This is a genomic window from Cupriavidus pinatubonensis, assembly GCF_019602855.1.
Lineage (GTDB): Bacteria > Pseudomonadota > Gammaproteobacteria > Burkholderiales > Burkholderiaceae > Cupriavidus > Cupriavidus pinatubonensis.
The window spans coordinates 161606-187213 of record NZ_CP080768.1 but is presented as its reverse complement, the minus strand read 5'-3'; the positions used below and the strand labels follow the sequence as shown (position 1 = coordinate 187213).

Here is a 25608-nt window from a genome sequence, read left to right as displayed (position 1 = left end):
CAAGCTCATACGTGCACAGGGACGAAGCGTCGGCTGCGGGGTGTCGACTGCCGCTCCCCGGCGCTCTCACTTACAGCAACTGGAGATCAATCCCAAGCCTGAAGGACGGGGTGTCCGCGCATTTCGATCAGGCGAGATCCTCGGCTTCAGATCTATCCACGACAGGAACCATCCCATCCTTCCACTCCTCGTAGCTGCGATGCAGTCGGAAGGGTGAGGCCTCATCGATCAACCCCAGCGCGCTACCGACTTCCTCAGGCGTATCACCGCGGTCGAACCGGTTCGCTGCGTAGGTATTTCGCAAGGTCTGCGGTGAGAGACGAGCCTTATCGGCAATCGCCAGCGCTTCCAGCTGCGCGGTTACCCGTCGGAACATCGACGCAGCATGCATCGCCCGACCATCACTTGCGGTAGGGAACAGCCATTCACCAGGCACGCCGGCACGCGCGAGCATCTGTAGCCAGGCGCCCATCGCCGGCCTGGCCACCTCGAGCACCTCCACTGGGGTTTGCACAACACGTGGCCCCATCTTCTGAGGCACCGTAATCGCCAGCCCCGACGCGCTGAGCGCCTTCCGCTTAAGCGCCTTTGCCTGCGACACCTTCACGCCTGCACCATAGAAGAGGGCGAGCAAAGCCAGGTCGCGGGACGCGCGCCATTGCTCTGCGCTGACGGCAACGGAGCGCGGCAGCGGGGGCACGTTGGCGAGATACGCCTCGATAGCCGTGCGCTCGTTCGGATCGAGAAATGTGGTCGGCGCGTTCTCGCCTTCCGCCAGCTTTTGCTGTACTGCGACGCTGGCCGGGTTGTGCATACCTGGACGAAGCGTGGCCAAGTGGTGAAACACCCGCTCAATGAGGCGGGCGTAGCGGTACCGATGTCGCTTGTGCAGATCCGAGTCGTCGAGAAACTCGCCGATATGGTGGGCTTCCCAAGCTGTCATGGTGAGCTTGCGCTCGGCTGTCCACCGCAGCCACTTGCGCCACATAGACCCGTAAATTTTCGCGCTGCTGTCGCTCACGCCGCGGGAAGCCAACCAGTGGTCGAACGCGCGAGCGGCATCTTGCATCCACTCGGCGAACGTGGTGCCGAAGAGTGCGGACTGCTGCTGCTCGTCGATGGGGCGGACCCTGGCTTTCATGGGAGTTCTCGAAACTGAGCCCACTAGTGTGGTGCGATTGCAATCAGAATAACCAACACAGAGCCGGAAATCACGAAAAGGGCTTGAAAACAGGCACCATCGTGGCAATATCGCGTTCAGTGTCGCGCAGCTGCAAATCGTTTCAGCCGACACGTCAACCACTGAGACCTACGAACAGAAATGGCAACCAAAGCTAAACCGACTGCTAAAGCCGCTGCGAAGCCCGCCGCTAAACCCGCCGCGAAGCCGGCTGCAAAGCCCGCAGCAAAGGCTCCGGCCAAGAAGGCTGCGGCCCCGAAGGCCGCACCGAAGGCCGCTGCAGCGGCACCGGTGGCCAAGCCCCTGAAGGAAACGTTCAACAAGTCCAGCCTGCTCGCGCACCTGGTCGAGCAAACCCAACTGGAAAAGAAGGCTGTCCAGACGGTGCTCTCCCACCTGGAGAACACCATCGTCAGCGCGATTCACAAGAAGGGCGCCGGCGAATTCACCCTGCCCGGCCTGTTCAAGGTGCAGGCTATCCAGGTGCCCGCCACCAAGAAGCGCTTCGGAAAGAACCCGTTCACCGGTCAAGACCAATGGTTCGCTGCCAAGCCCGCTTCGGTGAAGGTGAAGGTCCGCGCGCTGAAGAAGCTGAAGGACGCAGCTGCATAAGGCCAGGCCATCGGTGGCAAAGAGGGGAGCCATGCGCTCCCCTTTTCATTGGGTCATCACCGGATACGGGGGAGGGTCACCCTGGCCAGAACATCCGACCGGTTGAATCCGCAGCCAAAAGCGGGCGCTTGCGAATGGCTGATGCGAGGCTGCCAGCGCGCTCCGGCCTCTATCTCTTCTTTTCAGAACCCATAGGGCATTACTGCCCAGTCCTTCAGGACCCTGTAGTCCTGCTCGGGCATTACGATGCTGCCGGCCTCCGCTGCCTCCAGGATGCGCTCCCCGACCCAGGAGCCGATACGATTGCCATGGAGCATGAAGAAGTACCAGGCGAACTGGTAGCCGGCCCGCACGTCGAACCGCAGCAGCTCGTCCCAAAGATGGAACACCGTCCTGCTCGGCTTCGGCTTGATCTCCGCGAGCCGCTTCGTTGCGGTCCAGGCCGGAATCACGCTCAGATTGCGCTCGCCGGTCTTCGGGTTTGTATAGTCACTGATCTCGAACACCCAGTGCCTGGAGATCTCCGCACCGCTGCGGCCAGCGCTCGAGCGATCCCAGTCCGCGAAGAAACGCGCGAGGCGCGGCTTCTTGCGGCGCAGCTCGGGAAACTCGTCGAAGATGCCGGCATAGCGGACCTCACCAGTCTGCGGATTGTCGATCCGTAGGACTTTATGTTCGACCGCCCGCTTTTGTGCTTCCTCGAGTTCCGACTCCAGGGCCAGGACATCGGCAAGGTTTGAAACGCTTTCTAGCTCGTAACAGGGCTCACCGTACGGCTCCGGATCGGAAAATGGGTAGCCGGAACAGCGATCAAGCTCCCGCAGGTCCTGCTCGTCACTGGGCACCTCCCAGTCGGCTTCGCTGAACAGCGATCGCTCAATCTTGCTCTGGTTCAGGTTGATGACGAGCTGCAGGAATTCGGACGAGGCATCCCCATACGGTGCCACGAGTCGAATCTTGACGATCTCTGTGCCAGTCAGGCGGAGATCACTCCCCCTGAATTTCACCCAGACCGCTCGCCAGTCGCCATTTGCGGCAGCCAATTCATTGGCGATCCAGTCGTGATAGATGCCCAGAGACATTGCGTCGGGTGCCAGCACTTGGTTGTACTGCGCCATGCGCGAAAAGCCGTCACGCTCGTTTCCAACCCTTACCGTATCCAGTCCGGTAGACCGGCGCAGCGCCGCGATCAGTTGCTTGTGGCCGGGTGAAACCTTGGCCGCAGCCACAACGGTCTCCAGGAGGTCCCGGGAAGGGTTGGGTACGGCAGTCATGGTCACCTCGTCTTAGGCAGTCGCCAGTTAGTCCTGCATTATCCACCCTCAAGCTGGCCTCTCGGCGCGGTATGATTTGAGCTTGTTTCAACAACCACAAGACAATATGGCCACCTATAAAGAACTCCTTGCCCAGAAAGCCGATTTGGATGCCCGTATCGAGGAGGCGCGTGCTGCTGAAGTCGGAGCGGCTATCGAGAAAATCCGCGCCTTGATGGAGCAGTTCGGCCTGACGCCGGACGACGTCGTACAAAAGCGACGCGGCCGCCCGGCAGGAAAGGTGAAGGCTGAGCGTCAGCCCCTGGCACCGAAGTACCAGGACCCGAAGACCGGACAAACCTGGTCTGGCCGGGGTCGCGCGCCCGCCTGGATTGGCAGAAATCGCGACCGCTTCCTGATTGCCGCTGAGTGACGAGCGCAACTGAGTGCCGACACCAATTATCGGCAACCGTCAGCGACACCGAGCTGTGCGAACAGCTACGGCGGCACGGCACGGTCGACGTTGCGGGATGGTCTCTGATCGCCGATGACGATCTCATATGGGTTGTTAACCCGTACGGCATTGACGTGGGGTTCTACTCGAATGACCTGGATGGGTGTCGACGCAGCCTCGCTCGCATTACGAGCGACGCACACGAAGCGGAATGGGGCAGGTTGTAGCAATGCGAGTAGGACGCCCCATTCCCGCACCTGTAGTGCCTGTCTGCGACATCTGCGGCAATAGCGCCCAGCTCGCGCAGGCGGCTGACCCCATGTACCCGTATCTCGAGGACCATGGCCCAGTGTGGATCTGCGTGCCATGCCAAGCCTGGATCGGTGTGAGGCCTCGCAGCCGGCAACACGCACCGCTCGGTCGGCTTGCCAACGCGGCCTTGCGCGACGCGAAGAAGCGCCTGCACGATGCGCTGGAACCTTTGGTAGCGGCAAAGATCCGCCGCGATGGAGTGAACCCTTTCGAGGCCCGCGGCAAGGCGATCAAGTGGTTGGCCGCAGAGCTTGGCTTCTCCTTGTCGACGCCAAGCATTCACGCATTGTCTTTCGAGCAATCCGAACAGGCGATCCAGTACCTGGCGAAATTTCAGGCCTCTCGGCAACGGACCAAGCCGGCACAACGCTCCACTGGACATCTGGACGCAAAAAGAGAAGGGTGATCTAAGTCGACGCGGCCCCAGGCCGCAGAGGCCGTAAATCGGAAGCGGACAGTCGGTGTATCAGCCGCCACTCTGGCGCGCCCTGAAGTGCATGGCAAGGCGTTTGGAAAGACGTTGGTGTCGGACGGCATCCGATACCTGCCCGGCGTCAGCGGGGCGACACTGGTGGCACACTCTGCAGGAGACCGCCATGCCGCGACAGGACATTCACGTCGTACCGGACGAAGACCGCTGGGCAGTAGAAGCAGAAGGCGGTCACGGTCGCGAAACCTTCGACACGCAAGACGAAGCCATCGCCGCTGGCACTCAGCGTGCCAAGGCCAAGCACGTCGAGCTGTTCATCCACGGTCGGGACGGCCGGATCCGCGAACGGAATACCTTCGGCCACGACCCTCGGGACATTAAAGGGTAACGTCTCCCGCCCTCGCCGGGTCCCCCACAGGCGGCGTCGCGCCGAAGGTGGTCACGCCACCCCGAAGGCACGGCCGGGCCTAAGATCCGCGACGCCGGGACGTCTTGCCACAGGAGTACATCATGGCTGCCCGTTCCATCGCCTCGCTATCCATCAGCTTCGGACTGGTCTCCATCCCCGTGCGAGTGTTTTCGGCCACGGAGAGCCAGGCTGCTATCAGTTTCAATCTGCTCCACAAAGGCTGCGGCTCTCGCTTGCGCCAGCAGTACCTTTGTCAGAGGGAAGGCGTGGTGGTCGAGCGCGCCGACATAGTCAAAGGGTACGAGTTCGAAAAGGACAAATACGTCCGGTTCACCCCGGAAGAGCTCAAAGCGCTGGAGGCTTCGGCCCGGCCGACGATCGACATTGTTGCCTTCATGCCGCTCGCGGCGATCGACCCCATCTACTATGACAAGGCCTACTATCTTGGGCCTGACACACGCGGCGCCAAACCCTACAGCTTGCTGGCTGACGCATTGCGCGCCACCGGGAAATGCGCCCTCGGCAAATGGGCGTGGAAAGGCAAACAGTACATGGTGCAGATTCGCGTCGGCGAGGAGGGACTGATCTTGCAGCAGTTGCTGTATGCAGACGAGGTCCGTTCCATGGCGGAACTGCAGGTCCCGCGTGTCGCGGTATCGAGCGCAGAACTCGCGCTGGCCGAGCAGCTCATCGCGCAGCATTCAGTGGCCGGCTACGATCCGGCTGCCTACACCGACGAAGAGAAGCAACGCCTGCTAGCGCAGATCGCGCGGAAGATTGAGGGCAAGCGCATCACGGTCGCGCAGACCTATGATGCCGCGACCGGCGGCGAAGTGGTTGACCTGATGGAAGCGCTGCGGCAAAGCCTCGGTTCCCCAACGGCGAAGACCGCCAAGGACCGTCCCACGCCGGCGCGTCGCACCGCGAAGCGAGCCGAAGCCCAGCCGCCGGCAGCATCGGCGAAGCGAGCCGGTAAGAAGCACGCTTGAGCCGGCGGGCGTGCCGGCCGTCCGTCAGGCAAGCGCGGCGCTTCTCAGGTGCTCGATCGGCTGAAGCGCCGAGCCGGTACTGCGCCCGGCCGCTTCACTTTGATCCAGTCGGGCGAACGTATGCCAGACTGGTAAGACGAACCGAGCCGCTTTCCGACCACGCCTTCGAGCTCAAGCTTGAGCACTTGGTCGTATAGCCACGGGCCATCGTCGACTGAGTCGACATAAAGCACATTGACACCTGTGACCAGCTCACGAAGCGCTGCCTTTCGTGTTTCGAGCGGCTCGGCACGCATGTCCCTGCCGCGGAGGTCCAGCAGGTCGAACACGCAAAAGACAACAGGATCCGCACCCGCATACCAACGGCGCCGCCGCGCGCGCGTCATCAGTCGGTCGAACCCACAGAAGGGATGAGGGCGTTGGCATGGGCGCCCAGGCAAATCCGCGACGCCTCCGAGCAAGCCGGGCGCCGCAAATAAAGGTGATCCTAACTGGCCCTCGTCCTGCCAGCCTCCACTAGAATCCCCAATCTACTATAAGGATGTCGACATGACACGTTTGGGTCTTTTTGCTATTGCAGCCTCCATGGCCATCGCCTCGCTCGCGGGCTGCGCGCCAGCCTTCAAGACCACGACCAATGCGGACATGCGCGTGCCTGAGAACCTGCGGCGCGAGGTGCGCGTCCAGAAGTCGATCGAGACGGCCTACGCCAACATCGCCACCTATGCGGGCGAGTGCGGCCCTGTGGGCGGCGTGGTCCTGTCGCCTGACAAGATGAAGATCACCATCACGGAGACGGCCTTCGGTCCTCAGATGCGCTCGGTCTACATGGTCGTAGACATCCAGTCGATGGGCTCCAATGCCATCGACTTCAAGGGCTACAGCTACTACAGTTCCTCGATGTGGCAAGAGCGCATTGACACGGTGCTCAAAGCCATCAACGATCCGCGCGCCTGCGCATAACCTCCTCCTTATAAGGAGATTTTTTAGATGCAAGACGGTCGTAATGCCTTCGTTTCCCTTCAGAAGCGCCTGGTCCCCTTCCAGAAGGAAATGACCCACGCGAAGTTCAACGTGTGGGCCGTGCCCCTGGCGGACAAGTCGCGCGCCTTCTGCCTGGAGCAGGTCATCCGGGACTATCAAGGCCTGGTATGGCTGCGCGGTGGCGGCGAAGGCAGTGTGTTCATGACCCACTATGCCGAGGGTGCCTACCAGTTCGAATTACGGAAGGTGGCCGAGACTGGCGTCCAAGTGGAAGTGGATTTCCGCGAAGGGTGAGAATTAGAGTTTTGGGTTGTGGCCCCTGGCAACAAATGTCACGGGCCGCGCCGACTGGAAAAGCAAAGATGAAAGGCGCTGGACAAAAACATATGAAGAAGAACGTTTGCGCGATTACTGTGGGCGTCGCAATTGCAGCCTCGATTTCTGTCCATTCAGCTCATGCGCATACCACCGCTTGGTACTCCGATCACATTGATGAAGCCAAGAAGCGGGACAAGGAATGCCAGGCAAAGCTGAAGGCTGACATCGCACCAAATCCTGAAGAAAAGAGTGATTGTGACAACGCTGTGGTTGCTCTGATGACACAACGGCCCAAGCAGCCAATCCCCCAGGCTACTTCTGCGCCCGCTCCCAAGTGGAAAAGCTCCGCTCACTGATACCTTTCGCTGCGTTGAACTAAACATCCATGACCACAACGCCACGTAGTGCGAAGCCGTACAAGGCGGTATGGCCACCGCCACATCGTGATTACTTCACCGTCAGGGTGATGAATTCACATGCCTTGCGCAATGTTTCGGCAGTCCTATGGGCCGCGCACGAGAAAGGCGACCTATTTGTTGGCCCATCGGTACGCCTTACCAGCCCCGTAGGCCGCGTTCAACTGGACACACAGGAGCTCGCCGAGCAATTCTGCGAGCACGCGCGCGAAGTTCTTAGCAAGCGCCACGGGAACGAGATTAAGCTAGCAGTGGTGTCCGGTACGGCGCCCACGAAGATCTCTCATCGTTGGACATATGAGCAATCCGAGCGCGTGCGTGTCATGCTGGATGGAAAAGCGAATGCGTGAAAACCTAGATGCTCTACTGATCCGTGTGCGATGGAGTTGCAAATGGACGATGTATGAGATGCTGGTCATGCGCCCAGCGTACGCCGTCGATCGCGCACAGATGATGGTTGCAATGGGTCGTGAGGCTGATGACCACTATGGTGCGAACCCTTCGATCCTAGCGGATGCGGGTCGCTTCGCCGGTGGCATCGTTGACGGAATCTTGACGAAGACTCTTCCAGCGTTTTTCGTAGATAGATGGTCCAGGTAGGAAAAGAGTAATACCACCTACCCTTCGATGGGAAGCAACATGAGCGAGCCATATAAGCTGAACAAGGATCAGATCCGACAGATCAAACTGACGCTAAGGGACGAATTGGCGGGAGCGAGCCGTCAAGAGGCCGCAACGCTCTATAGCGCCTACCTAAAGTTGTTGAGCCAGCCTGAGTTCTCTGCGGGCATTGCATCGACCACTAGCGGGTACCTGCTCATGCTTCTACTAGACGGCATCCGCATCTTCAACTGGATGACGATCGCTGGGGCTCTCGTCTTCCTTGGACTTGCATTTGTCAATGGAGCGATGATGCTGTGGGGCACCGCTATATTCGTGGTGCAGTTCCTCGTGCTCGGCAAGATCCAAACGGAGATCAACCTGGAGTTGATCGCGCGCGGGGGCCACTTCATCCGCCATCATGCAGAGCAGGCTGCTACCCAAGTGCCGACCAATGAAGCATCCAACTCCTCGCGGCCAATGCCACGCTATGTCTGCTCGCTATGCCAACAGCCGATCGACGCGAACAGTGCCGTTTGCCCTAATTGCGGTGTTGGTATCGGCCCGGCGCGATAGGAAAAGCAATGAAACGCAACCAGACGAAGCACTAGCGAGCTGGCTCGGTGTCCTAGTCCAAGATATCAGCCAACTCCGGCGCGTTGTGCCACTCCTCCGCAATTTGCCGCTTGGCTTCCCCAATCCACATCACCAGTTCGGCAAGCTGCTCGCGCACCAGAGCCTCCAACTCGGCCAGCTCGTTCGCGGACTGGGCGGCGCAGCGTGCGGAACAGCGCCGGAGGAGACACCAGCGGCGGCGCCGGCATGCCCCATCGCGCGAGCAATCCCGCACAACTCTCGACTAAAGGTCCAGTAGAACCCAGCTATCGACTCACGTGTCCGCTCATACTTGTCCGCGGTTGCGTGAAGTCACCGCAACAGTCGTCGGCGCCTCGGCTAACGGCACAAAGCGTCGTGTCGCGCCGTCAAGCGCATCGATGTTGCCCGTTTCGATGTCGTAGACCCAGCCGTGCAAACTCAGGTGGCCCTGTTCGAGCGCGAGTGCCACCGACGGATGGGTGCGCAGGTTCGCTAGCTGCGCGATCACGTTTTCACGTACGAGTCCATCGAGCTTGGCACGCGGTGTATCGAACTGATGCGCCGCGTTGATCGCCTTTGCAGCGTCGGAATGACGCAGCCAATTGGCCACGGCCGGCAGATGGTCGAGACAGGTGCAGCGTGAGATGGCGCCCATCGCGCCACAGTCGGAGTGGCCGCAGATGACGATGTCGTGCACACCCAGCACGGCCACCGCATATTCGACCGTGGCCGACACGCCGCCGGGTTCTGGACCGTACGATGGCACGATGTTGCCCGCGTTGCGAATCACGAACAGTTCGCCCGGCTCACGCTGTGTGAGTAGTTCGGGCACGACGCGGCTGTCCGAGCAGGTGACGAACAGCGCTTTCGGGTTTTGCGCCGTCGCGAGCTGCTTGAAGAGCTCAACGCGCTGCGGATAGACTTCGCGCTGAAAGCGCAGGAAGCCGTCGATGATGGCGCGCATGGCGTCCTCCAGGTTCAAATTTCAGATGCTGGCACGACTGTCCGAGGCGCCGCCATGCCGGTGTCGCTGCCATTATTGCCGATCTCGGGGTTGGCCGAATCTCGGGTGGCCCACAACCGGTGGGGCCGTTCCGAGGCGGTACCGCAGACACCGTCGTCAGTCGGACCATACGGTATCGACCTCGCGCTGCCGCGTGCGGCCGCACCAACGGCGGCCCGTGGTCTGCCTGGCCACGAATGCCGGCCCGCGTTGGGCCGGGCCGCCGCCTGCGCGCCAGGCGGCGTTTGTCCCCGTGTCAAGGTTAATGGGCAAACGATCACATACGAATCAATGGGTTACGAAGCACCGTTCCAAACTAATTGGGTTGGATTCTCACAGTAGGTGGGCCAATGGAGCGATCTGTCTCACAGTTAGCGGGTACACGGAAACGAGCACTCTCAGCCACGACGGGCTTGGCGCGGGCGCGCTGACGGTAACCGCTCAAGTGACCATTCTCATTTCGAGTGGCTTTGGAACTGGCTTGGGTCTGCCAGTTCCATGCGATAGGCGAGGCCCCAAAAAAGCGATTGTGCGAGACATATCGTGCTTGTAAGCGAGCGGAAGCCGAAGGTGCTGCCCTCCTGGCTCGAAGCCTAATCGAGGGCGACGGACAGGCCGACGCGAAGCTCTGGCCAGCCAGGTATATCGGTCGTGATTTGGCGTTCCAGCTCGATCGGTATCCGCGGAATTCGAGTCCGGCTTGGACAGAGGTGCGACCGCCTCCCCAAATCCTCGCCCATTATTTGCGCCCGCTACGTTCACGTTGGCGGAGCCGCTTCACGTATGCACTATCAACCGGATCGTCTTGGCCGATGTCCAACGCACAGTTGGCCAACGAGGCGAGCGTGTTGTCCGTCAACCTGAAGCCTGCAGGGAACTGACCATAGTTGTGCGCGCTGTTTTCTTCGATGGCTTTAAACAACGCTTTGAAGAAATCAGCTAGCGACGGACGCCCCGCCGACGTAGCCGCAGCCGTCAAGGGATCAGTAGCTTCCACACAGGCATGCTCGGCGTCAGAACCGATCACCTGAAGGAACTGGCCCAGCGACGGCCAGTACTTGAGGTCGAACTGCGCTCTAAGAGTATCCAGGCGCTCTTTGACCTCCGATTTGAACCGGTAGTTGTTCTCGCATGCGGCGTCTATCACGTCGCAGACGTGATAGTGCGTGTTGCTGCTAAAGCCTGAGGTGTTGTGCAACCTCGAGCGACGCCCCAACAGGTCAGCCAGTTCTGCCGCCTTTGTCGCAATCTGTTGATTGACGTCAGCAAGATCGTAGCGTGCGGAGCGTGCTTCCTTCATTTTCTCCGGGTTCCAGAACGCGGCCGCACTCAGCAGCAAGTCCAAGAAGAGCTTGAGCGCGGGAGGATGCCTATGGAGCTTCTCGTGCAGTTCTCCAAATGCATCTTTCAGCTCGAGGCCGCGCGAGAGCAGGCGATCCGCGACTGCGTTCTCGCTGGGCAGAATATGGTGATCGATGTTGTAGTGCTTTCCCTCGATAAGGATGCTTTCGCAGATTTGTTGCGGAGTGGTCGGCTGGGTTGAACTCATGATCTGTTCATTGATGATGAAAGCGCTTCACAGCGTATCTGACCAAAGCATGCGTGTCGGTACCCCAGCCGCCAGCGCTAATGCGGTTCTCGGGTACTTGCAGCGATAGCTGAAAGCACGCGGCGCCGGATGCGTCGACCTGATGGTGCCATGGTTTGGTCACCATTATGGAAGCGCCAGGGCGAACTCGACGGCAAGCGAGTTGTTACGTGACAACCGTCCCGTTCTACGTTTAGACACGCTGTAGCTGTGACAACAGACGACATTGGGCCCCGGTGTACCCATTAACTTTGAGAATCCAGCCCCACTAACTGTGAGACATGACAACAGCGACGTGGCTCCCCGCCCTGAATATGCACTTTGCGGCACATATCCATCGATGCAAATGCGATTTGTCGCACCATGATAACCGCGCTTATCATGGTGGCGAAAAATAAGGTACGCATGGACGACCTACTAAGGGACACTTCCGGCTAGAATGTGATGCAACCGTGATCAGGCCCCGCTGGCATTGGGCTAGCGGGCCGCGCGATCTTCCTTACCATCGAGACTCCATGGCCGGCGCCCGCGACCCCGAAACTCTGCAGCAACTCACCCGCGACCACTTTCGTGCCGCCGCCCAAGCCTGGCAAGCCGGGAGGCGGGCCGCGGCGCTCCAACCGACCACCGACTGGACAGTCGAAATCGACGGGGGCTGGTACCCGACGAAGGCGATCACCGGCGTCGCCCACGAACTGGCGGGCTTTGGCGAGTTGACCCGTGCAACCCTCGCTGGCGAGGCCGCCCGCCGTCGGCTGAAGGCGCTCGGTTTCGAGCTTGAGCGGCGCCTGTCCAAGGACGCCGTGCGGGCCGAGCATGTGGAAGCCGCCGCCCGTCGCCTTGCAGAGGCCACGGCCGACGACCTAACGGCGGACGCCGTGCGCGCCGCTGCCGCGGCCTGGGATGCCAAGGACTCCGAATTCCAGCAGGCGCATGCCTCCACCGGCTATAACGTCTGGATCGACGGCGAGCCCTATCCGCCGAAGATGATCGGGGTGCTGGCCGCCGAGTCGCTCGGCCTGGCGCCGCCAACCGGGTACGGCTACGGCACCATGAACGGTCCGTGGTATCCGAAGTTGGCCGCGCTCGGCTTTCCGGTCCTGTCCAAAGGCGAGGCCCCGGATGGGGACGGACATCGGGAAAGCCGAACTGCCGCAGACGTGGAAGCGCTCAAGGCCGACCCGTCGCTGGATGCCACCACAAAACAGCGCCTGGTGGACGCACGCCTGGGCCAGGGGCGCTTTCGCAGCCAGCTGGAAGGCCACTGGGATGCCGCGTGCGCCGTGACTGGCGTTCGAGTGCGCGCCATTCTGCGGGCCAGCCACATCCAGCCGTGGGCCGCCAGCAACAATGAGGACCGCCTCGACCCACACAACGGCCTGCTGCTGGTGGCCAACCTAGATGCCCTGTTCGACCGTGGCCTGATCAGTTTCGCAGACGACGGCAAGTTGCTGATCGGCAAGAGCCTGCCAGACGACGCCGTACGCGAACTCGGCCTGACACAGCTGCGCCTGCGCGATGACGCCAAGGGCGATGCTGCCCGGCGCGCCGCATTTTTGCGCCGGCACCGGGCAAAGTACAGCTATGACGATGCCGCAATTGCCTGAACTGGCCATGGCCGCCGCCACGCAAGACCTCGAAGGGGTCCCGTTGGAGCGAAGCCCACGCCGGCGGCGGCGCTCCGTCACGCGCCGCCAGTTGCATCGGGGACATTTCGGCTTCCTGCGCGCCATCATCCAGGGCCTGCACGCGCGCCCCATGTGGGAGCGCTACCTGATGGACGAGGGCGAGATCGAATCCGAGGCCGCGTTAGCCGCGGCAACCAGGTCGGCAGAGGAGGGGACCGAACAGGACCCGCTGACCCGAGCCGCCGCCCGCTTTGCCGGCCATCCCAAGGTGCGTCGCGTCACCGCCTGGCTCAAGGCGGAACTCTCGGCCGCCGCCGGCCGCGCCCAGCGCCATGGCATGACTACGCTGGTGCGCCAGGATTTCCGGCAGATCGGCCGTCCGGGATTGGGCCTGCCGTCTCTGGAAGACTTCGCCGCGGAGGCAGGCCTCGACGGCTTTAGCCAGAGCGAGCAGCTCGAAGCCTACGAGGAGAAGTTCGGCAAAGCGCTCGAGCGCGAGAAGAAGCGCGCTTCATTGATGCGGCGCCAGCTTGAGGCCATCGACTGGCTCGAGGGGAAGTACGCGCAACCGGTGCTGATCGAGGACACTTGCCGGGCGTGGCTGGCCGACCCGCTGGCCACGCGGCTGGAGGCGGCCGGGGTCGTGACGCTCGGCGACCTGCTGGATCGCATCAACGGACTGGGATCAGGGTGGTCGCGCAGCATTCCAGCTATCGGCGCCGGCAAGGCGCGGGCGATCGAGACCTTCCTGCGGATCCATGCCGAGACTCTGGGTCGCACCATCGGTGGTCACGTGGCCGTGCCGCGGCGCCAGCGCTACGCGCACGAGCTGGCTCGTGTCGTGCCGCACGGCGCTGCCGGGCTGGTGCCGCTGGACAAGCTGGTGGTGCCCGCCGATCTCAACGGCAGCGCCGGCGCCTACCGCTTGCCGCAGGCACGCTGCCTGATCCGGGCCCACACCGACTTCGAGGCAATCCTGTCCTGGTTGCGAGCCAAACCCGGGCTCGCCCCCGAAACGGTGGCCCAGCTGCGCGCGCAGCGCCGCGATGTCTCAACCATGCCGGGGCCGCTGGACTGGCTCAACTACCTCTCCAACACCCAGCGCGCCTACCGCAAAGAGGCGGAGCGGTTTCTGCTGTGGGCGATTCAGGTCCGACGCAAACCCCTGTCCTCCATGGATACCGACGACTGCATCGCCTATCGGGACTTCCTTGGCGCGCCGCCGGCCGACTGGTGCGCGCCACGGACCCGGGAGCGCTGGAGTCCTCTGTGGCGTCCGTTCGAGGGTGCCCTGAGCGCCACGGCGCAGACGTACGCCATCGGCGTGCTGGCCAACCTCTACCGATTCCTCAATGACAAGAACTACCTGTCCGGAAACCCTTGGCAGGGCATTCACGTGCCCAGGAGCGCCAAGCCTAAGCTGGACGTGGGGCGCAGCCTGACCGAAGAACAGTGGAACTATGTCGCCGCTCGCCTGGCCACGCTGCCCGAGTCCTCAGCCAACCAGCGCCTACGGCTGGCGCTGCCGCTGCTCTACGTCACGGGCCTTCGCCTGTCAGAGGTGGTCTCCCTCAAAACCGACGACCTGGAGTGGGTGAGCCTGCCCAGCCCGGGCACGAGCGAGCGGGAGGAGGGGTGGTGGCTGACAGTAGCGGGCAAGGGCAACAAACTGCGGCGGGTACCGGTGCCCGATACCGCAATCATCGCCTTGGGCGACTACCTGGTGGCCCGCGGCTACGCGCGAGACCCCGAACGGGTGCCGGGGGTTGCGCTGCTGGGGCTGGCCATCGACCAGGCCGAGCGCTCCCCGTTTGGAGCCGGCCGCAGCCAGGTCGAAGTCGACACGGGTGCCGCAGTGGCCGCCAACACCCTGTATCGCCAGATCAAGGCCTTCTTTGGAGCCTGCGCTGCCGAACTCGAGCCCACCGATGCGCGCGGGGCCCAGCGGCTGGCCGCGGCCAGCACCCACTGGCTGCGCCACACCCATATTTCGCACGCGCTCGCCGCCGGCGCGCCGTTGGAGGTCGTGCAGCAGAACGCCGGCCACGCCTCCCTGGATACCACCACGCGCTACGTCACCACCGAGGAGGCGCGGCGTATGGCGGCAATGAAGCAATTCTGGAAGCAACCAAGGAAATGAACATGAACGATCGCACGGCCCCGGTGGAGACGGAAATCGAGGACACCCTGGCGCAGGCGCTGGGCGAGGCTGCCACCCGGCTGAACAATGCCACGGCACCCGTGGTCCACCCGTCCCTTCTGGAGGCCGTGGAATCCACTGACGTCCTCGCCGGCGCACACGCCGCGCTTGCCCTCCACGGCCTGGCAAGAGGCCTGGATGAACTAGTGCAAGCGGACGGTCGTTTTCCGGCTGGTCACCAAGTGTTCATTCGCACGGCCAACGGGTCGACGAACTTCAAGTGGCGTCTCGGCGAGAAGTTGCTCCTGGAGGCAGCGAAGCGCGGCTCGTCTTCGGCGGCCATTGACTGGGCCCTACAGGTGCTTCAGACCAAGTCCGCAACCGGCCATACTATCTGCCCTGTATGGGGCATCTCTATTGACGAGCCGGTCGACCTCCACGCAGGGATGAAGCTCGTTCCGTTGAACCAGGTTCCTCAAAGCCGGCAGCTGCGTTGGCTGGAATATCAACAAGCAACTGGAGGCAGCGGCCTGATCACATCGACGCTGGCATGGCAAGAGATCAAAGCAGCCTTGATCCTACCCCGTGAAATCAAAGAACTGATTTCTCTGGAACCCCTCAGCGAGAACGAGCAGCAAGCGGACAGCGTAGAGTTCCAGCGCGTGGAGGACCTATTTAACGACGCAACACTTGCATTAACTATGGTTGGACCTCAGCCGGTGATCCCCGTGGCAAAGTGGTTCACGTTTGACGACCCGGAGCTTGAGCTTGCAGCCGGCGGTGGCCAACGCCTGACAAGGCTGCACGAGATCCTTCCCCGGCAGATTCCCGCTCATAAGGTATTTGATGGAGCGCTCGCCAAGCAGGTGGTTGGGGACTTCCTGGCAATGGATGTCAAAAGTAAAGCTCGGAAGACGATCGGCCTTGCCTTAGCCAGACTCCAGCAGGCAATGACGCGCCACAGTCTTGGCGACGCCGCAGTCGAACTGTCCATTGCCCTCGAGGCCCTATGCGGGGACGAGTCCTCGACGACCGAAATGACTCATAAGGTTACGCTGCGCGCGGTGCGCTTCCTGGGAGGCGATGCCGCGCAGCGCCGGCACAATTTTGACTTGATCAAGAAGATGTATGGCATTCGGTCCAAGCTCGTCCACCGCGGAGCCCAGCCCACCGGATCATATAAGGTCGGCGCAGAGGACCTCACTGCCGCTACGGTGATGAACCGATCGATTGCGCTGTGTGCTGAGCTGATTCGTAAGCTGCTGGCCGGTCGCGCCATCCCTGATTGGACAGAGATCGAGATCCTCTAAGCGCCGCCGAAGTCCAGCCCGAATGTGCGGAATCCCGACTCCACAGGCCGAACTCAAGGTCCACTACAAGCTATGTCACCACCGAAGACGCACGTAGAATGACGGCGTTGAAGAAATTCTGGGGTGCTTAATGGCACCCGCATCATATCCCGATGGCACTACACGACTGCCAGCACACGTTTGAGAATCTTGCCTCGACGGTCCTACCTCAATATATGGACAAGATGCGGGAAGCCATGTTCTGTGCCGAGCCGCTGAGCCGCTTCGCCGAAAAGGGCGTTGGCGTAAAGACGCTGCTTAAGCGACGAGCATTGGCGGAGGATTTCCCGGGCTGCTACGTCATGCTGGAGGCCGAGAAGCCTCTCTACGTTGGCATTTCTCGGTCCGTCATCGGTAGGCTCCGGCAACATGTCACGGACACGACCCATTACGGCGCAAGCCTAGCCTATCGGATCGCTGCGTCGATGCACAGGGAAGATCTGGATCTTCCAAAGACACGGTCGGAACGAATGATGGATCCTCGGTTTGCCTCGTCGTTTGCCGCGGCTCAGGAGCGGTTACGCGCCACAACGGTAGCCTACCTTGAGATAGGCAATCCTCTTGAGCTCTACGTCTTCGAGGCATATTGCGCCCTTGAACTCGACACAGGCCAGTTCAACTCATTCGAAACCCACTGACACTTCGCCTTCCGGAGTTGAACCGCTGCTTGCTAGCGTTCGAACTCCAAGCATGGCGCACACGACTACAACGGCTGGCCGCGCGCGGCTCAGGAGAAACCAATGGCCAAGAAGCAGACCCAAGCATTCCACTCGCTGTATCCCGACATGGTGGGCAATCCGAATGGAAACGCAGATTCAGACCTTGCCGTTTGCCGGGTCTGCAGAATGACGTATGTCTCCTCAGTGCCGGAGGATGTGAAGACCCACGCGGAGGAGCACGCCAGGCTCGCACAGGGCTCAATTCCCAAAGTAGCCCGCGAAATGCTCAAGGCTCACGGATGGGCGCTTGCTCACGGCACCGAGATCCAGATGAACTTCAACCCTGACGATGGCAAGCTGGGTGTTGTCTACGGGTGGTGGATGCGTGCCCGCTATCAAGGAGCCTCGCCTGACGACTTTGACGAATACATGGCCCTGCACTTCAGGCTAGTAGATTCGATTGTGGCCGGAACAGATGGTAACGACACCCCGGAACGACGCGCCACGAGACGCTGGGAACGATTTGCGGGCTGAGCTCTAGCCCTTCTGGCCCAAGTACACGGTCAGCGCCTTCCGAAGCGATAGGCGTCCTGCCCTTGGCCCCGCAATCAGGCAAAAGCCCGTCAGCCAGAATCTGAGTCGGGCAGCCTGTGGGGATGACAACCCTTGGGAACCCCCCTTTGGCGTTACTCGCTTAGCCCTATGTTCTAGGGGTCTTCCTTGCTAGCATGGTTGCCGTGTGCCGACAAACGGTAGACGCCCATGCCATATCCGCTCCGGTTTGCCCTCCAGCTGCTTGCTGCAACCGCCTTTGTTGTCTTGGCAGCTGTCCTCGCGCGCCAAGTCTACCTCCGGCTCGGCCAGCCGGATCGAGATCCGGACGATCTGCCGAAACCGGCTGTGATGCCGGTAGATTTTGACCTGGGGTCTGAGTGCGAGCGGTATCTTGACCGATTGGCCAGGGGAGCGAGCGCATCGAATGGCGAGACGGCGCACGGAGCAGGGTGCCGGCACTCGTGAGCATGTCGGTTGGCGCCTGCGATCGCAGGCCGGCCGCCGGCAAAAGATGGCGAGAGGCCGATGACGAGCGTAAAGACCTGGACCTATGCCGAGCTGACGACGAACGCCGAGCGTGAAATCGAGAACTGCCGCCAACATCCGCTGCGCCACGAACGGGAGCCAATGGCCTTCGGCGTATTTATACTCTGGGCCCGGCTAACCGGCGGTAACCGGGACGAGGCCGACGCGGACCGGCTGGAGGCGCTGGTCAAAAGCCTCAGGCACTGGTGAGACCCTCCAAGGCGCCGGTCGCGCCGCCCTGCGGTTATCGCTAGAGAAAGGCGCGGGCCTTGGCGCGTGCGTCATGTAACGCGTGGTGCCGGCCACCGTGCTCGCAGAAGTATGCTTCCTGTTTATCGAAAGCTAGGCGGCACCCGATGTGCTCGCACTTCCAGCCGGCCGGGATGTCGCCATCGACCAGGTCGGACAACAAGTCAAAGTCGCCTTGGTAGTCGAAGCACAGAATCGGCTTGGGCTTAGCTGGCACGGCGAGCAGCCATGCCAGCAGCTCGGCCTTCAGTTGTGAGCCCGACATCGACCGGCCCGGTGCCTGACCGAGTTGTGGCAGCACGGCCGCGCGCACGAATTCGCTGCACGCCGACAGATCGAAGTCGGAGCACTCACCGTAAAACTCGCGCCCGTCCTCGCCCACAATCGCAATGCTAATAAGCTGGCAGTCCAGAAAATCGGTAAATTCGGTGTCGACGAAGTAGCGGCACTTCCAAGGGCTGCGTGGTCTCATGATTTTAGGGAGGGCCCCTCAGCCGGTCGAGCGCTCGGAACGCCGCCGGGTCGGGGGCGGCGGTAGCTCCGAATCCCGCAACATGAAGGGCTCAAGCTCTCGGATGTCATGTTCGGAGACGCCGGACTCCCGGAAGACCTCGCGCCAGCCGGACACGGTGTCCAAGAGTCGCTCGACTTCCATATACGCCTCGGCCGGCGTGAGCATGAAGCGGCCCGCTTGGGAGAGCGCATTCGTCAGCGTCGGGTCCGTTCCTTCGTCGCCAACAATGAGCTGCTGATACTGAATCCCCTGCAGCTGCGGCTGGACATCGTAGACCGGCGACAATCGCCAACGGTCCGCGCCCTGGTGCAGGAAGGCGTGATTCTTTGCGTGATCGTCCGTATTCTCGATCAGGATGTTCAGGACCATCCGGCGGAACACCTGAAGGCTGTCCTCCGCGGGGGTGGGAGAAATGCGGCGGGCGCACTCGGCGATGTCGGCATACGCCATCTGCTCTTCGGGAATCCCGTTTCCAAGCAATATAGTTCGCGCACTCGCGACGTGGATGCGGCCGCCGTCTGACTCCCGGTCAAATCGCTTCACCAGGAGGACATTCTGTCGGCCGACCTCGACCAGCTTGGATTCAGGCGCCTCAATCCCGCATTCGCGTGCCAGCCTCACCGCGGCGTGTTCAATGGCGCAGACGTCGACCTCATCGCCTTCCGCTGGAAACTTCGCTATCCAGGCAGTGCCGTCGTCGTCGATGACCGCTTTAGGCCGAGCGCCGCCGATCGGTCCACATGCGCGCAGCAATTTGCGAAGCCGGTCATCGATAGGCTCCCGCAATTCGACCGCACGCGCGGCCTCGATCAAGCGCCGCGGTGGACCGGCGGCGCGCCTCTGACTGGGGAGCTCTCTCCGGACCCCGAAAAGCCGAGGGCACCGATGCGGTCGACACCGGCGAGGGCGAGGTAGTCGATAGCCGCGCGCCGGCGCGGATTTACAGCCAGATCCATGACGCGCCGCCCCCAGCGATCTGGTCCAGCATCCTCGAAGATCGGATGCATCTCTACGCCAGCGGACGCGACGTACTGCCGTTCGAGCAATGGCAAGTCAGGACACAGGGCGATAGCATTTGACCGGTTCAAATACTCCGGCGCATAGGAAAACAGGCACTGCCGGCCACCAATCAGGTCCAGTCGACCGCAGAGCAGCGGGTCGTGGCCAGGTGGCGGATAGAACCAGACGAACAGATGGTCATTCATAGCTGGGAAGAGCGGTATCTGAAGGCTGCAAGAGCATTACATACCACCAGTATTTGTGCGGCCGGGTCCTTGGCGGTATGCTCGCGCCCATGCAAATCGACATTGCCCCCCAAGCTGTTGAAATCCTCATCGACAATTGGCGCGACGGCGTCGACATGAAGGCGCCCATGTTGGACGAGTTCAAGATCCACATGATGCAGAACCGTCGCTCGATCCTGAACAACCATGCCCGCGCGGCCGGCGCCTGGAATCTGCTGCTGTCGTGCGCAACGCCGGTGGGAGATGGGGCCGAGTTCGAGCAGCTGCGCGCCAAGATTCGGGCGTTTCAGGACTGGGCTAAGACAGAACTGGCGAAGTTGGACGCACTGTGAGACCTCATGGAATTCCTGAAGCTTTTGTACGTCTTCGTGACCCACAACCCGTTCATTGCGATCCCTGCCGCGATCGGCATCCTCTACGCCATCCTGGTGAGTTCCGGGGCCATCGACTGCGAAACCCGGCACCGCGTCGCAGCTAACCCGGCCTCGGTTAGCTGTACCGATTGAACAGCATACGTGCAGTAATCATAACATTTCGCAGAAGAACCGTTATGTTCAATGCGCATAACCACCGGGAGGGGCGCGCATCAGTCGCCCTTGGCTTCGAGTTCGGCGAGGCGCCGGCGGGCTTGCTTGCCGAGCGCATCGAGCACGGCATACAGCCCTTCGAGGTCATTGTCCCGGTAGGCGGCCATCAGGCGGGCATACAGATCCTCCATGCCCATCAGGTAGGCCATCTGCACGGTTCGTCCGACCTCGGGCGGCCAGTCCGGCAGCTGAAACCAGTCGGCGCGGAACTGCAGCAGTTCGTCCAGGTGCGGAGTGTCCATGCATCAATCCCTCTTGGCGATCTTTGCCTTGAGCATAGAACACATCGAGGACGTCAGGCCTTCGGCGGCTTCTTGCCGGCGGCGGGCTTTTGTCGGCTGCCGTGCCGCCAGCCATGCAAAGCGCGACCGTCGATGTCGCGCCCCAGCATACGCTGGGCACAGAAGCGTCTTGCGCGTTTGATGGACACCGCCAGCCACCGCGCCGCACCCCGGTGGCCCTGTCTTGCTGCGACCAATGACGCGCAGCGTCTCCAGCCGGCGGGCATACGCCCCCCCAATCTCTACCTCGCAGCAAAGATCCGTATGCTTCGTCGCCCGGAGGATCTGCACCCGCTTGTCAAACCCCATGCTGGTGTGGGGCTATCGGGCGCGCCGCACGGATAAAAAAAATTTCCAAAAAATGTGCGCTTGCGAGCGACTTAGCAGAATCTCTTGTCTATTAAAGCGTTTCTGCGAATTTGTCTCTGCCGCACTTGTCATCCGCGTGTCGCAACCACGCTTGTCAAGACTGGTCTTCTGGATTTCTTCCAATATACTCGGGCCCAGCTGATCGATTCCGACCGACGTTTTCTTTCCTCGTTACAAAACCGCCTACGAGGAAAATTCGGAAAGGGATATGATGCGGCTGAGTTCGGCCGGGCCGAACAGTCTGGTGGGGCCAGAACATGGCCGGTGTTAGCGCACCGGCCAGGCCCTGGTTAATGGTGTTATTTGAAAACGAGGTATTTCATATTGAAAGACGTTAATCAGTACGTTGCCCTGGTCGGCATCCTAATCATCATCCTCCACTACTTCCCGCAATAACACCGGCGCACCGGTCTGGTTCGTTAGCGCGATCTAGGCCGGTGTCCTACTGATGTGTTTTTCACAACATCGCAGGCAATGCTACGGTCCTTGCTAACAGGGGTCAAGCATTCGATTGTAATCGCGACTTATTGACCTAGCCGCTAATTAGTCACTTCCTCAACTGTAGGACAGGCGCCGATTGCACGCAATCAACCCAAGATAAGCCGTCAAGAAAAAATCGCAATTCCCGCCAACAACGCTTGACAGGTGACGAGGTTCGAGTGGCCGCCGCCCTGCTTGCGCTGGTTGTTTAGCGCAAGCAGGGCGGCGGCCAATAGAGGATCATTTCTCGATCCTCGCTTGGCTCTGATGCCCCTGTCCGATCTGTTTGCTACGCTTACCCAATATCTGCACACCCAGGTCTTTCGCGAACTTGCCCGTCATGCCGAACATCCGGCTGCATTCACCCGTCAGCGTAAGCTCACCCTCCCAACACTGATCGCCTTCATGCTTGGCAACTTGCGCATGGGGGTACAAGCCGAACTCGATCAATTCTTCGCCGCACTCGCCCGCCAAAATACCTTGTGCCGAGGCGTCAGTGAACAAGCGTTCGCCCAGGCTCGCAGCAAACTCAGCGGCGATGTCTTTGCTCACCTCAATGACTGGCTGCTTCAGCACGTCTCCAAACATTTGCCGCGCTGGCATGGCTTTCGGCTGGTCGCCGCGGACGCCTCACACCTGCGTTTTGCCATCCGCCGCAGCCATCTCCCTCGAGCCGCCACCCGCGATCAACTCGCCTTCGGCCTGTACCTGCCCGAGGCCGAGATCATGCTCACCGCCTCATTGCACAGCGTGCACGAGAACGAGCGTCAGATCTTGTTCGAGCATCTGGACCGCCTGCAATCCAACGACTTGCTTCTCCTCGACCGCGGCTACCCAGCCCGCTGGCTGGTGGCCGTGCTCAACCAACGAAACATCCCTTTCTGCATGCGAGCCGACGGCAGCGGCTTTACCGCCGTGCGACACTTCATCCGCTCCGGCCGGGCCGAGGGCATCGTCACGCTCCCGGCCCCAACTCGCAATGACGCGCGCGACTATGAGTGTGCGGCCGTCCCGCAGACCGTCCGGCTGATCCGACAGATCTCGCCAGCCGGCAAGGTACGCGTGCTCATCACCAATCTGCTCGACAGGCGCCGTCATCCGGCCACCACCTTCCGCGATCTCTATCACCAGCGCTGGCGCCTGGAGGAGGCCTTTAAACGCCTCAAACACCGTATGGCACTCGAACATCTGTCCGGCCTCTCGCAGTTGGCCGCCAGGCAGGACTTCGGCGCCAAAATCCTCAGCGACAACCTTCACGCCCTCTGCTGCCTCAGCGCCGCGCAGGAACATGAAATTGACTCTGATCATCGCATCAACCGAACCTTCGCCATCACCGCTCTCAAACCTGTCCTGTCAGCGGTGCTGCTCGGCTTGCGCTGGGCCAAGGCTGCTCTGAATGAGACCTTGGCCTTGATCGCAACACGTACCCATCGCGTGAGGCCGGATCGCGCTAAGCCACGTCCGCCTCGCCACAAACCTCATCGACATGCTACTTACAAGGCTTTTTGATGCCTATTTGGGCGTCGCTTATGTTGGGTGGATTGCGATTGCACGCCGCTCGGGCCGGCGCAATCCTGCGGCCATGCCGCGCCATTCCCCGTCCCTTCCCATTACCATCCAGGACGTACAGCCCATGCTGGCCGTGCGCAGCAAGGTGCTGCCGCGCTATGGCTCCTGGCACTTTGAGCTGAAGTACGACGGATACCGCATGCTTGTGGCTACGGCACCGTTTGCGCTGAAGACGCGCGGCGGGACTGACGCAACGACCTGGTTCCCTGAGCTGGGCGTCGCGCTCGCGCACCTGCCGCCCGGCGCCCACATCCTGGATGGCGAGGTAGCGGTGCTCGATGAGCTGGGGCGCGCGGACTTCAATCGCCTGCACAAGCGCGCCCTGCGCCGGCGCTGGTATCCCGGCGCTGATGGTGTGGTTCTTTGTGCGTTCGACCTTGTCATGCATGACGGGCGCGACGTACGTGGCCTGCCCTATGAGGATCGCAAAGCGCGGCTCCAGACTCTGCTCGCAGGCGTACCTGGCGTTCTTTTCGTGGAGAGCGTGGAGGATGGCGCCTGGCTCTATGACGCCGTGCTGGGCCTAAAACTGGAGGGCGTGGTGGCCAAGCGGGCTGGCAGCCTGTATGTCGCGGGCGAGTCGCCGGACTGGCTCAAGATCAAGCGACCAGGCTCGACGCCGCCGGGCCGATTCCACCGGGAGATCTGACGCGCCCAGCACAAAGCAACATGGATCGACGCCTGCATGGTCGGCAAAGACTGGAAAGTGAAACAGACCGCGAAGCAGTTTGTCAGCGCATCCCGCTCTGCTCTGAGGTCGATCGACGAACCTGACGTGAGTATGGATAGATCTGCTTCGAATACTGTATATTTATACAGTATTCGAATGCGTTGCCCTACGACATGCCCACGACGATATTTCTCGAAGCGCACTACTTTGGCGAAGACAGCGAGGAGTTGCGCCTGGCCTGTGATGCGGTCGCTGCGACTGCTGGAGGCCTCGTGATCGCCGGCGTTGAAGCGCGCTACCTGCGGGCCTTGAAATGGCGCCCTGATTACCTGTCTTACTGGGATGACGGACAGCTGCTTCGCCTGGCTGTCGGCCCGTGGATTGCCCTCGATGCACTGACGGTGCGCTTCACATTGCGGTAATAGCTTGGGCGCGGGACGATCGCGCTGACGCTACCCCCGCGGCCTGGCCGCCGGCACATGGTCTGGATCCTCCTCGAAGTCCTCGAGCAGGTGCCAGGCGCTCATGCAACGATCGATGACTTCGATCTCCCTGTCAGTTAGGCCTGCGCGCGCGTAGTAGTCGTGCCGGCGGCTGGTCACGTCCTGGACACGGCCAATGATCTCCTGGGCGGCTTTCGGCTTGATGCTCATGCGAGCGGCGCCGGCGAGGGCATTGTCAAAGCTGCTCTCGCGCCCGACTGGACCGATGTGCAGCATGTGTTTGGCACTGCCTTCCTGGGTGACCACGTCGAACAGCGGTGATAGGCGATAGCGTCCGGTGCGGCCGTCCTCATGCTTGAGAAACCCGGTGTTTTTCAGATGGTCATCGGTGTTATGGATCGCCACGTTCAGGACCATCCGGGCGTAAAGTTCCTGCAGATCCCGCGCGGGGCTCGACGAGATCCGCTTGATCACGTCAGCGACTCGGGCATACGAGAACGTGGCCACGCCCTGCGGCCGGTCCATGTCACGCTTGTCGAACGAAGGCGATGGGCTGATCAGGGACGCGGCGCTAAGATAGTGGCGGCGCGAAGTGCCCTGCCCCTCCACGGCGCGGTCAAACCGGTGCACGAGGAGCACCGCACCAAATCGGCCCTCAATCAATTGGGCCTGGGGCACGTCCATGCCGATGTCACGTGCCATTTCCAGGTTTGCCCATTCGACCCGTTGCCGATCAAAGGAGTCCCGCGCCCGAGGAAACTTGGCAATCCACAGTTCGCCGGCCTGGTCTCGTACGATCGTCTTCGGCCTGGCCCCACCAATGTCCCACGAGCTGGCCAGCAGATCCCGCCATGCATCGTCCACCTGGCCGCCTTCATCGATGGTGGCCAGTACGGCTTCGACTGTCTGGATCTCCTCGAACCCGGCCACGTGCGCGGAAGCCTGCGGAAGGCTGGCAAGATCCACCGCTTCGTCGAGCATCTGGGGCGCGAACAGCAGACTGCCGACACCCAGGCCGCGGCCACGCACGAAAACCTCCCGCTCGCTGGGCATGAGGCCCGCGTTGTCGGCCCGAATGACACTGCGCCCCCACGCATCCGGTGCCGCGTCGAACAGGGCGCCCAGCACATGGAAGCGGCTGGTCGTGCGAAACACCTCGTCTCGCAACGGCAAGTTGATAGGATCCAATGGGTAAGCCGCG

At 61.6% G+C, this 25608-nt stretch carries 30 protein-coding genes; 20 read left to right on the top strand and 10 right to left on the bottom strand.

Going from position 1 to position 25608, the window contains the following annotated elements:
• Positions 1–127 precede the first annotated feature (127 nt).
• Complete coding sequence (locus K2O51_RS31645; protein WP_245001975.1) at positions 128–1141, bottom strand: tyrosine-type recombinase/integrase; 1014 nt, start codon at positions 1139–1141, stop codon at positions 128–130.
• Between the two features lie 180 nt (positions 1142–1321).
• Here K2O51_RS31645 and K2O51_RS31640 point away from each other — a divergent pair, with 180 nt between their 5' ends.
• Entirely contained in the window at positions 1322–1792 is a 471-nt protein-coding gene (locus K2O51_RS31640; RefSeq protein WP_220631752.1) for an HU family DNA-binding protein, read from the top strand.
• Between the two features lie 182 nt (positions 1793–1974).
• On the opposite strand, the gene K2O51_RS31635 is transcribed toward K2O51_RS31640, so the two are convergent.
• Positions 1975–3066, bottom strand: coding sequence for a hypothetical protein (locus K2O51_RS31635; RefSeq protein ID WP_220631751.1), 1092 nt, complete (start codon positions 3064–3066; stop codon positions 1975–1977).
• Between the two features lie 106 nt (positions 3067–3172).
• On the opposite strand from K2O51_RS31635, the gene K2O51_RS31630 reads away from it, so the two are divergent.
• From K2O51_RS31630 to ku, 4 genes are all read left to right on the top strand, one after another.
• Positions 3173–3478 (top strand): H-NS histone family protein, encoded by a 306-nt coding sequence (locus K2O51_RS31630; RefSeq protein ID WP_220631750.1) that lies wholly within the window; start codon positions 3173–3175, stop codon positions 3476–3478.
• 250 nt (positions 3479–3728) lie between these two features.
• Positions 3729–4217 carry a zinc-finger-containing protein gene (locus K2O51_RS31625; protein ID WP_220631919.1) on the top strand — a complete coding sequence of 163 codons (489 nt, stop codon included), beginning with the start codon at positions 3729–3731 and terminating at the stop codon, positions 4215–4217.
• 190 nt (positions 4218–4407) lie between these two features.
• On the top strand, positions 4408–4629 hold the full coding sequence (locus K2O51_RS31620) for a DUF2188 domain-containing protein (protein WP_220631749.1): 222 nt from the start codon (positions 4408–4410) through the stop codon (positions 4627–4629).
• 122 nt (positions 4630–4751) lie between these two features.
• Positions 4752–5639: a non-homologous end joining protein Ku gene (gene ku / locus K2O51_RS31615; protein ID WP_220631748.1), complete on the top strand. Its 888-nt coding sequence runs from the start codon at positions 4752–4754 to the stop codon at positions 5637–5639.
• Between the two features lie 44 nt (positions 5640–5683).
• On the opposite strand, the gene K2O51_RS31610 is transcribed toward ku, so the two are convergent.
• Positions 5684–6025 carry an ATP-dependent DNA ligase gene (locus tag K2O51_RS31610; protein WP_220631747.1) on the bottom strand — a complete coding sequence of 114 codons (342 nt, stop codon included), beginning with the start codon at positions 6023–6025 and terminating at the stop codon, positions 5684–5686.
• Between the two features lie 199 nt (positions 6026–6224).
• Here K2O51_RS31610 and K2O51_RS31605 point away from each other — a divergent pair, with 199 nt between their 5' ends.
• The 4 genes from K2O51_RS31605 (at position 6225) to K2O51_RS31590 (ending at position 8533) form a co-directional block, all read left to right on the top strand.
• A complete protein-coding gene (locus K2O51_RS31605; protein WP_220631746.1) occupies positions 6225–6602 on the top strand; it encodes a hypothetical protein in 378 nt (125 codons plus the stop codon).
• Between the two features lie 27 nt (positions 6603–6629).
• Positions 6630–6917, top strand: a complete 288-nt coding sequence (locus K2O51_RS31600; RefSeq protein WP_220631745.1) for a hypothetical protein — start codon at positions 6630–6632, stop codon at positions 6915–6917.
• A 92-nt stretch (positions 6918–7009) separates the two neighbouring features.
• Complete coding sequence (locus K2O51_RS31595; RefSeq protein WP_220631744.1) at positions 7010–7297, top strand: EexN family lipoprotein; 288 nt, start codon at positions 7010–7012, stop codon at positions 7295–7297.
• A 699-nt stretch (positions 7298–7996) separates the two neighbouring features.
• Positions 7997–8533: a zinc ribbon domain-containing protein gene (locus tag K2O51_RS31590; RefSeq protein WP_220631743.1), complete on the top strand. Its 537-nt coding sequence runs from the start codon at positions 7997–7999 to the stop codon at positions 8531–8533.
• Between the two features lie 325 nt (positions 8534–8858).
• Here the strand turns inward: K2O51_RS31590 and K2O51_RS31585 are convergent, their stop codons facing one another.
• A complete protein-coding gene (locus K2O51_RS31585; RefSeq protein WP_220631742.1) occupies positions 8859–9518 on the bottom strand; it encodes a carbonic anhydrase in 660 nt (219 codons plus the stop codon).
• Between the two features lie 778 nt (positions 9519–10296).
• Positions 10297–11106 (bottom strand): hypothetical protein, encoded by an 810-nt coding sequence (locus K2O51_RS31580; protein WP_220631741.1) that lies wholly within the window; start codon positions 11104–11106, stop codon positions 10297–10299.
• 554 nt (positions 11107–11660) lie between these two features.
• Between K2O51_RS31580 and K2O51_RS35345 the strand changes: the two genes are divergently transcribed.
• The 6 genes from K2O51_RS35345 to K2O51_RS31550 all read left to right on the top strand — a co-directional run bounded on the left by K2O51_RS35345 (position 11661) and on the right by K2O51_RS31550 (position 18211).
• Positions 11661–12752, top strand: a complete 1092-nt coding sequence (locus tag K2O51_RS35345) for an HNH endonuclease (protein ID WP_245001974.1) — start codon at positions 11661–11663, stop codon at positions 12750–12752.
• A 7-nt stretch (positions 12753–12759) separates the two neighbouring features.
• Positions 12760–14913 (top strand): phage integrase family protein, encoded by a 2154-nt coding sequence (locus tag K2O51_RS31570; protein ID WP_220631917.1) that lies wholly within the window; start codon positions 12760–12762, stop codon positions 14911–14913.
• 2 nt (positions 14914–14915) lie between these two features.
• Positions 14916–16223, top strand: coding sequence for a HEPN domain-containing protein (locus tag K2O51_RS31565; RefSeq protein WP_220631740.1), 1308 nt, complete (start codon positions 14916–14918; stop codon positions 16221–16223).
• A 152-nt stretch (positions 16224–16375) separates the two neighbouring features.
• Positions 16376–16900 (top strand): GIY-YIG nuclease family protein, encoded by a 525-nt coding sequence (locus K2O51_RS31560; RefSeq protein WP_220631739.1) that lies wholly within the window; start codon positions 16376–16378, stop codon positions 16898–16900.
• Between the two features lie 102 nt (positions 16901–17002).
• Positions 17003–17455: a C2H2-type zinc finger protein gene (locus K2O51_RS31555; protein ID WP_220631738.1), complete on the top strand. Its 453-nt coding sequence runs from the start codon at positions 17003–17005 to the stop codon at positions 17453–17455.
• Between the two features lie 546 nt (positions 17456–18001).
• Entirely contained in the window at positions 18002–18211 is a 210-nt protein-coding gene (locus K2O51_RS31550; RefSeq protein ID WP_220631737.1) for a hypothetical protein, read from the top strand.
• A gap of 40 nt (positions 18212–18251) precedes the next feature.
• On the opposite strand, the gene K2O51_RS31545 is transcribed toward K2O51_RS31550, so the two are convergent.
• From K2O51_RS31545 to K2O51_RS31535, 3 genes are read right to left on the bottom strand one after another with little or no spacing between them, the layout of a single operon-like run.
• Positions 18252–18722 carry a 3'-5' exonuclease family protein gene (locus K2O51_RS31545; RefSeq protein ID WP_220631736.1) on the bottom strand — a complete coding sequence of 157 codons (471 nt, stop codon included), beginning with the start codon at positions 18720–18722 and terminating at the stop codon, positions 18252–18254.
• Positions 18723–18740: 18 nt separating this feature from the next.
• On the bottom strand, positions 18741–19577 hold the full coding sequence (locus tag K2O51_RS31540) for a type II toxin-antitoxin system HipA family toxin (protein ID WP_220631735.1): 837 nt from the start codon (positions 19575–19577) through the stop codon (positions 18741–18743).
• Positions 19574–19969 carry a HipA N-terminal domain-containing protein gene (locus K2O51_RS31535; protein WP_220631734.1) on the bottom strand — a complete coding sequence of 132 codons (396 nt, stop codon included), beginning with the start codon at positions 19967–19969 and terminating at the stop codon, positions 19574–19576. The genes K2O51_RS31540 and K2O51_RS31535 overlap by 4 nt, the downstream gene beginning before the upstream one ends.
• Positions 19970–20058: 89 nt before the next feature.
• Here K2O51_RS31535 and K2O51_RS31530 point away from each other — a divergent pair, with 89 nt between their 5' ends.
• Both K2O51_RS31530 and K2O51_RS31525 read left to right on the top strand, forming a co-directional pair.
• On the top strand, positions 20059–20340 hold the full coding sequence (locus K2O51_RS31530; RefSeq protein WP_220631733.1) for a hypothetical protein: 282 nt from the start codon (positions 20059–20061) through the stop codon (positions 20338–20340).
• Between the two features lie 6 nt (positions 20341–20346).
• Positions 20347–20514, top strand: a complete 168-nt coding sequence (locus K2O51_RS31525) for a hypothetical protein (protein WP_220631732.1) — start codon at positions 20347–20349, stop codon at positions 20512–20514.
• 80 nt (positions 20515–20594) lie between these two features.
• Here the strand turns inward: K2O51_RS31525 and K2O51_RS31520 are convergent, their stop codons facing one another.
• Positions 20595–20837, bottom strand: coding sequence for a hypothetical protein (locus tag K2O51_RS31520; protein WP_220631731.1), 243 nt, complete (start codon positions 20835–20837; stop codon positions 20595–20597).
• Positions 20838–21992: 1155 nt separating this feature from the next.
• Between K2O51_RS31520 and K2O51_RS31515 the strand changes: the two genes are divergently transcribed.
• The 3 genes from K2O51_RS31515 to K2O51_RS31505 all read left to right on the top strand — a co-directional run bounded on the left by K2O51_RS31515 (position 21993) and on the right by K2O51_RS31505 (position 24386).
• Positions 21993–23234: an IS4 family transposase gene (locus tag K2O51_RS31515; protein WP_220631730.1), complete on the top strand. Its 1242-nt coding sequence runs from the start codon at positions 21993–21995 to the stop codon at positions 23232–23234.
• A 73-nt stretch (positions 23235–23307) separates the two neighbouring features.
• Complete coding sequence (locus K2O51_RS31510) at positions 23308–23943, top strand: ATP-dependent DNA ligase (RefSeq protein ID WP_245001973.1); 636 nt, start codon at positions 23308–23310, stop codon at positions 23941–23943.
• A gap of 194 nt (positions 23944–24137) precedes the next feature.
• On the top strand, positions 24138–24386 hold the full coding sequence (locus K2O51_RS31505) for a hypothetical protein (protein ID WP_220631729.1): 249 nt from the start codon (positions 24138–24140) through the stop codon (positions 24384–24386).
• 30 nt (positions 24387–24416) lie between these two features.
• Here K2O51_RS31505 and K2O51_RS31500 read toward each other — a convergent pair whose 3' ends face one another.
• Positions 24417–25595 carry a type II toxin-antitoxin system HipA family toxin gene (locus K2O51_RS31500; protein WP_245001972.1) on the bottom strand — a complete coding sequence of 393 codons (1179 nt, stop codon included), beginning with the start codon at positions 25593–25595 and terminating at the stop codon, positions 24417–24419.
• Between the last annotated feature and the right edge of the window lie 13 nt (positions 25596–25608).

Coding starts and splice junctions, on each gene's coding strand:
- K2O51_RS31645 (WP_245001975.1), bottom strand. CDS start 1,141: ATGAAAGCCAGGGTCCGCCCCATCGACGAGCAGCAGCAGTCCGCACTC.
- K2O51_RS31640 (WP_220631752.1), top strand. CDS start 1,322: ATGGCAACCAAAGCTAAACCGACTGCTAAAGCCGCTGCGAAGCCCGCC.
- K2O51_RS31635 (WP_220631751.1), bottom strand. CDS start 3,066: ATGACTGCCGTACCCAACCCTTCCCGGGACCTCCTGGAGACCGTTGTG.
- K2O51_RS31630 (WP_220631750.1), top strand. CDS start 3,173: ATGGCCACCTATAAAGAACTCCTTGCCCAGAAAGCCGATTTGGATGCC.
- K2O51_RS31625 (WP_220631919.1), top strand. CDS start 3,729: ATGCGAGTAGGACGCCCCATTCCCGCACCTGTAGTGCCTGTCTGCGAC.
- K2O51_RS31620 (WP_220631749.1), top strand. CDS start 4,408: ATGCCGCGACAGGACATTCACGTCGTACCGGACGAAGACCGCTGGGCA.
- ku (WP_220631748.1), top strand. CDS start 4,752: ATGGCTGCCCGTTCCATCGCCTCGCTATCCATCAGCTTCGGACTGGTC.
- K2O51_RS31610 (WP_220631747.1), bottom strand. CDS start 6,025: ATGACGCGCGCGCGGCGGCGCCGTTGGTATGCGGGTGCGGATCCTGTT.
- K2O51_RS31605 (WP_220631746.1), top strand. CDS start 6,225: ATGGCCATCGCCTCGCTCGCGGGCTGCGCGCCAGCCTTCAAGACCACG.
- K2O51_RS31600 (WP_220631745.1), top strand. CDS start 6,630: ATGCAAGACGGTCGTAATGCCTTCGTTTCCCTTCAGAAGCGCCTGGTC.
- K2O51_RS31595 (WP_220631744.1), top strand. CDS start 7,010: ATGAAGAAGAACGTTTGCGCGATTACTGTGGGCGTCGCAATTGCAGCC.
- K2O51_RS31590 (WP_220631743.1), top strand. CDS start 7,997: ATGAGCGAGCCATATAAGCTGAACAAGGATCAGATCCGACAGATCAAA.
- K2O51_RS31585 (WP_220631742.1), bottom strand. CDS start 9,518: ATGCGCGCCATCATCGACGGCTTCCTGCGCTTTCAGCGCGAAGTCTAT.
- K2O51_RS31580 (WP_220631741.1), bottom strand. CDS start 11,106: ATGAGTTCAACCCAGCCGACCACTCCGCAACAAATCTGCGAAAGCATC.
- K2O51_RS35345 (WP_245001974.1), top strand. CDS start 11,661: ATGGCCGGCGCCCGCGACCCCGAAACTCTGCAGCAACTCACCCGCGAC.
- K2O51_RS31570 (WP_220631917.1), top strand. CDS start 12,760: ATGGCCGCCGCCACGCAAGACCTCGAAGGGGTCCCGTTGGAGCGAAGC.
- K2O51_RS31565 (WP_220631740.1), top strand. CDS start 14,916: ATGAACGATCGCACGGCCCCGGTGGAGACGGAAATCGAGGACACCCTG.
- K2O51_RS31560 (WP_220631739.1), top strand. CDS start 16,376: ATGGCACTACACGACTGCCAGCACACGTTTGAGAATCTTGCCTCGACG.
- K2O51_RS31555 (WP_220631738.1), top strand. CDS start 17,003: ATGGCCAAGAAGCAGACCCAAGCATTCCACTCGCTGTATCCCGACATG.
- K2O51_RS31550 (WP_220631737.1), top strand. CDS start 18,002: ATGACGAGCGTAAAGACCTGGACCTATGCCGAGCTGACGACGAACGCC.
- K2O51_RS31545 (WP_220631736.1), bottom strand. CDS start 18,722: ATGAGACCACGCAGCCCTTGGAAGTGCCGCTACTTCGTCGACACCGAA.
- K2O51_RS31535 (WP_220631734.1), bottom strand. CDS start 19,969: ATGAATGACCATCTGTTCGTCTGGTTCTATCCGCCACCTGGCCACGAC.
- K2O51_RS31530 (WP_220631733.1), top strand. CDS start 20,059: ATGCAAATCGACATTGCCCCCCAAGCTGTTGAAATCCTCATCGACAAT.
- K2O51_RS31525 (WP_220631732.1), top strand. CDS start 20,347: ATGGAATTCCTGAAGCTTTTGTACGTCTTCGTGACCCACAACCCGTTC.
- K2O51_RS31520 (WP_220631731.1), bottom strand. CDS start 20,837: ATGGACACTCCGCACCTGGACGAACTGCTGCAGTTCCGCGCCGACTGG.
- K2O51_RS31515 (WP_220631730.1), top strand. CDS start 21,993: ATGCCCCTGTCCGATCTGTTTGCTACGCTTACCCAATATCTGCACACC.
- K2O51_RS31510 (WP_245001973.1), top strand. CDS start 23,308: ATGCCGCGCCATTCCCCGTCCCTTCCCATTACCATCCAGGACGTACAG.
- K2O51_RS31505 (WP_220631729.1), top strand. CDS start 24,138: ATGCCCACGACGATATTTCTCGAAGCGCACTACTTTGGCGAAGACAGC.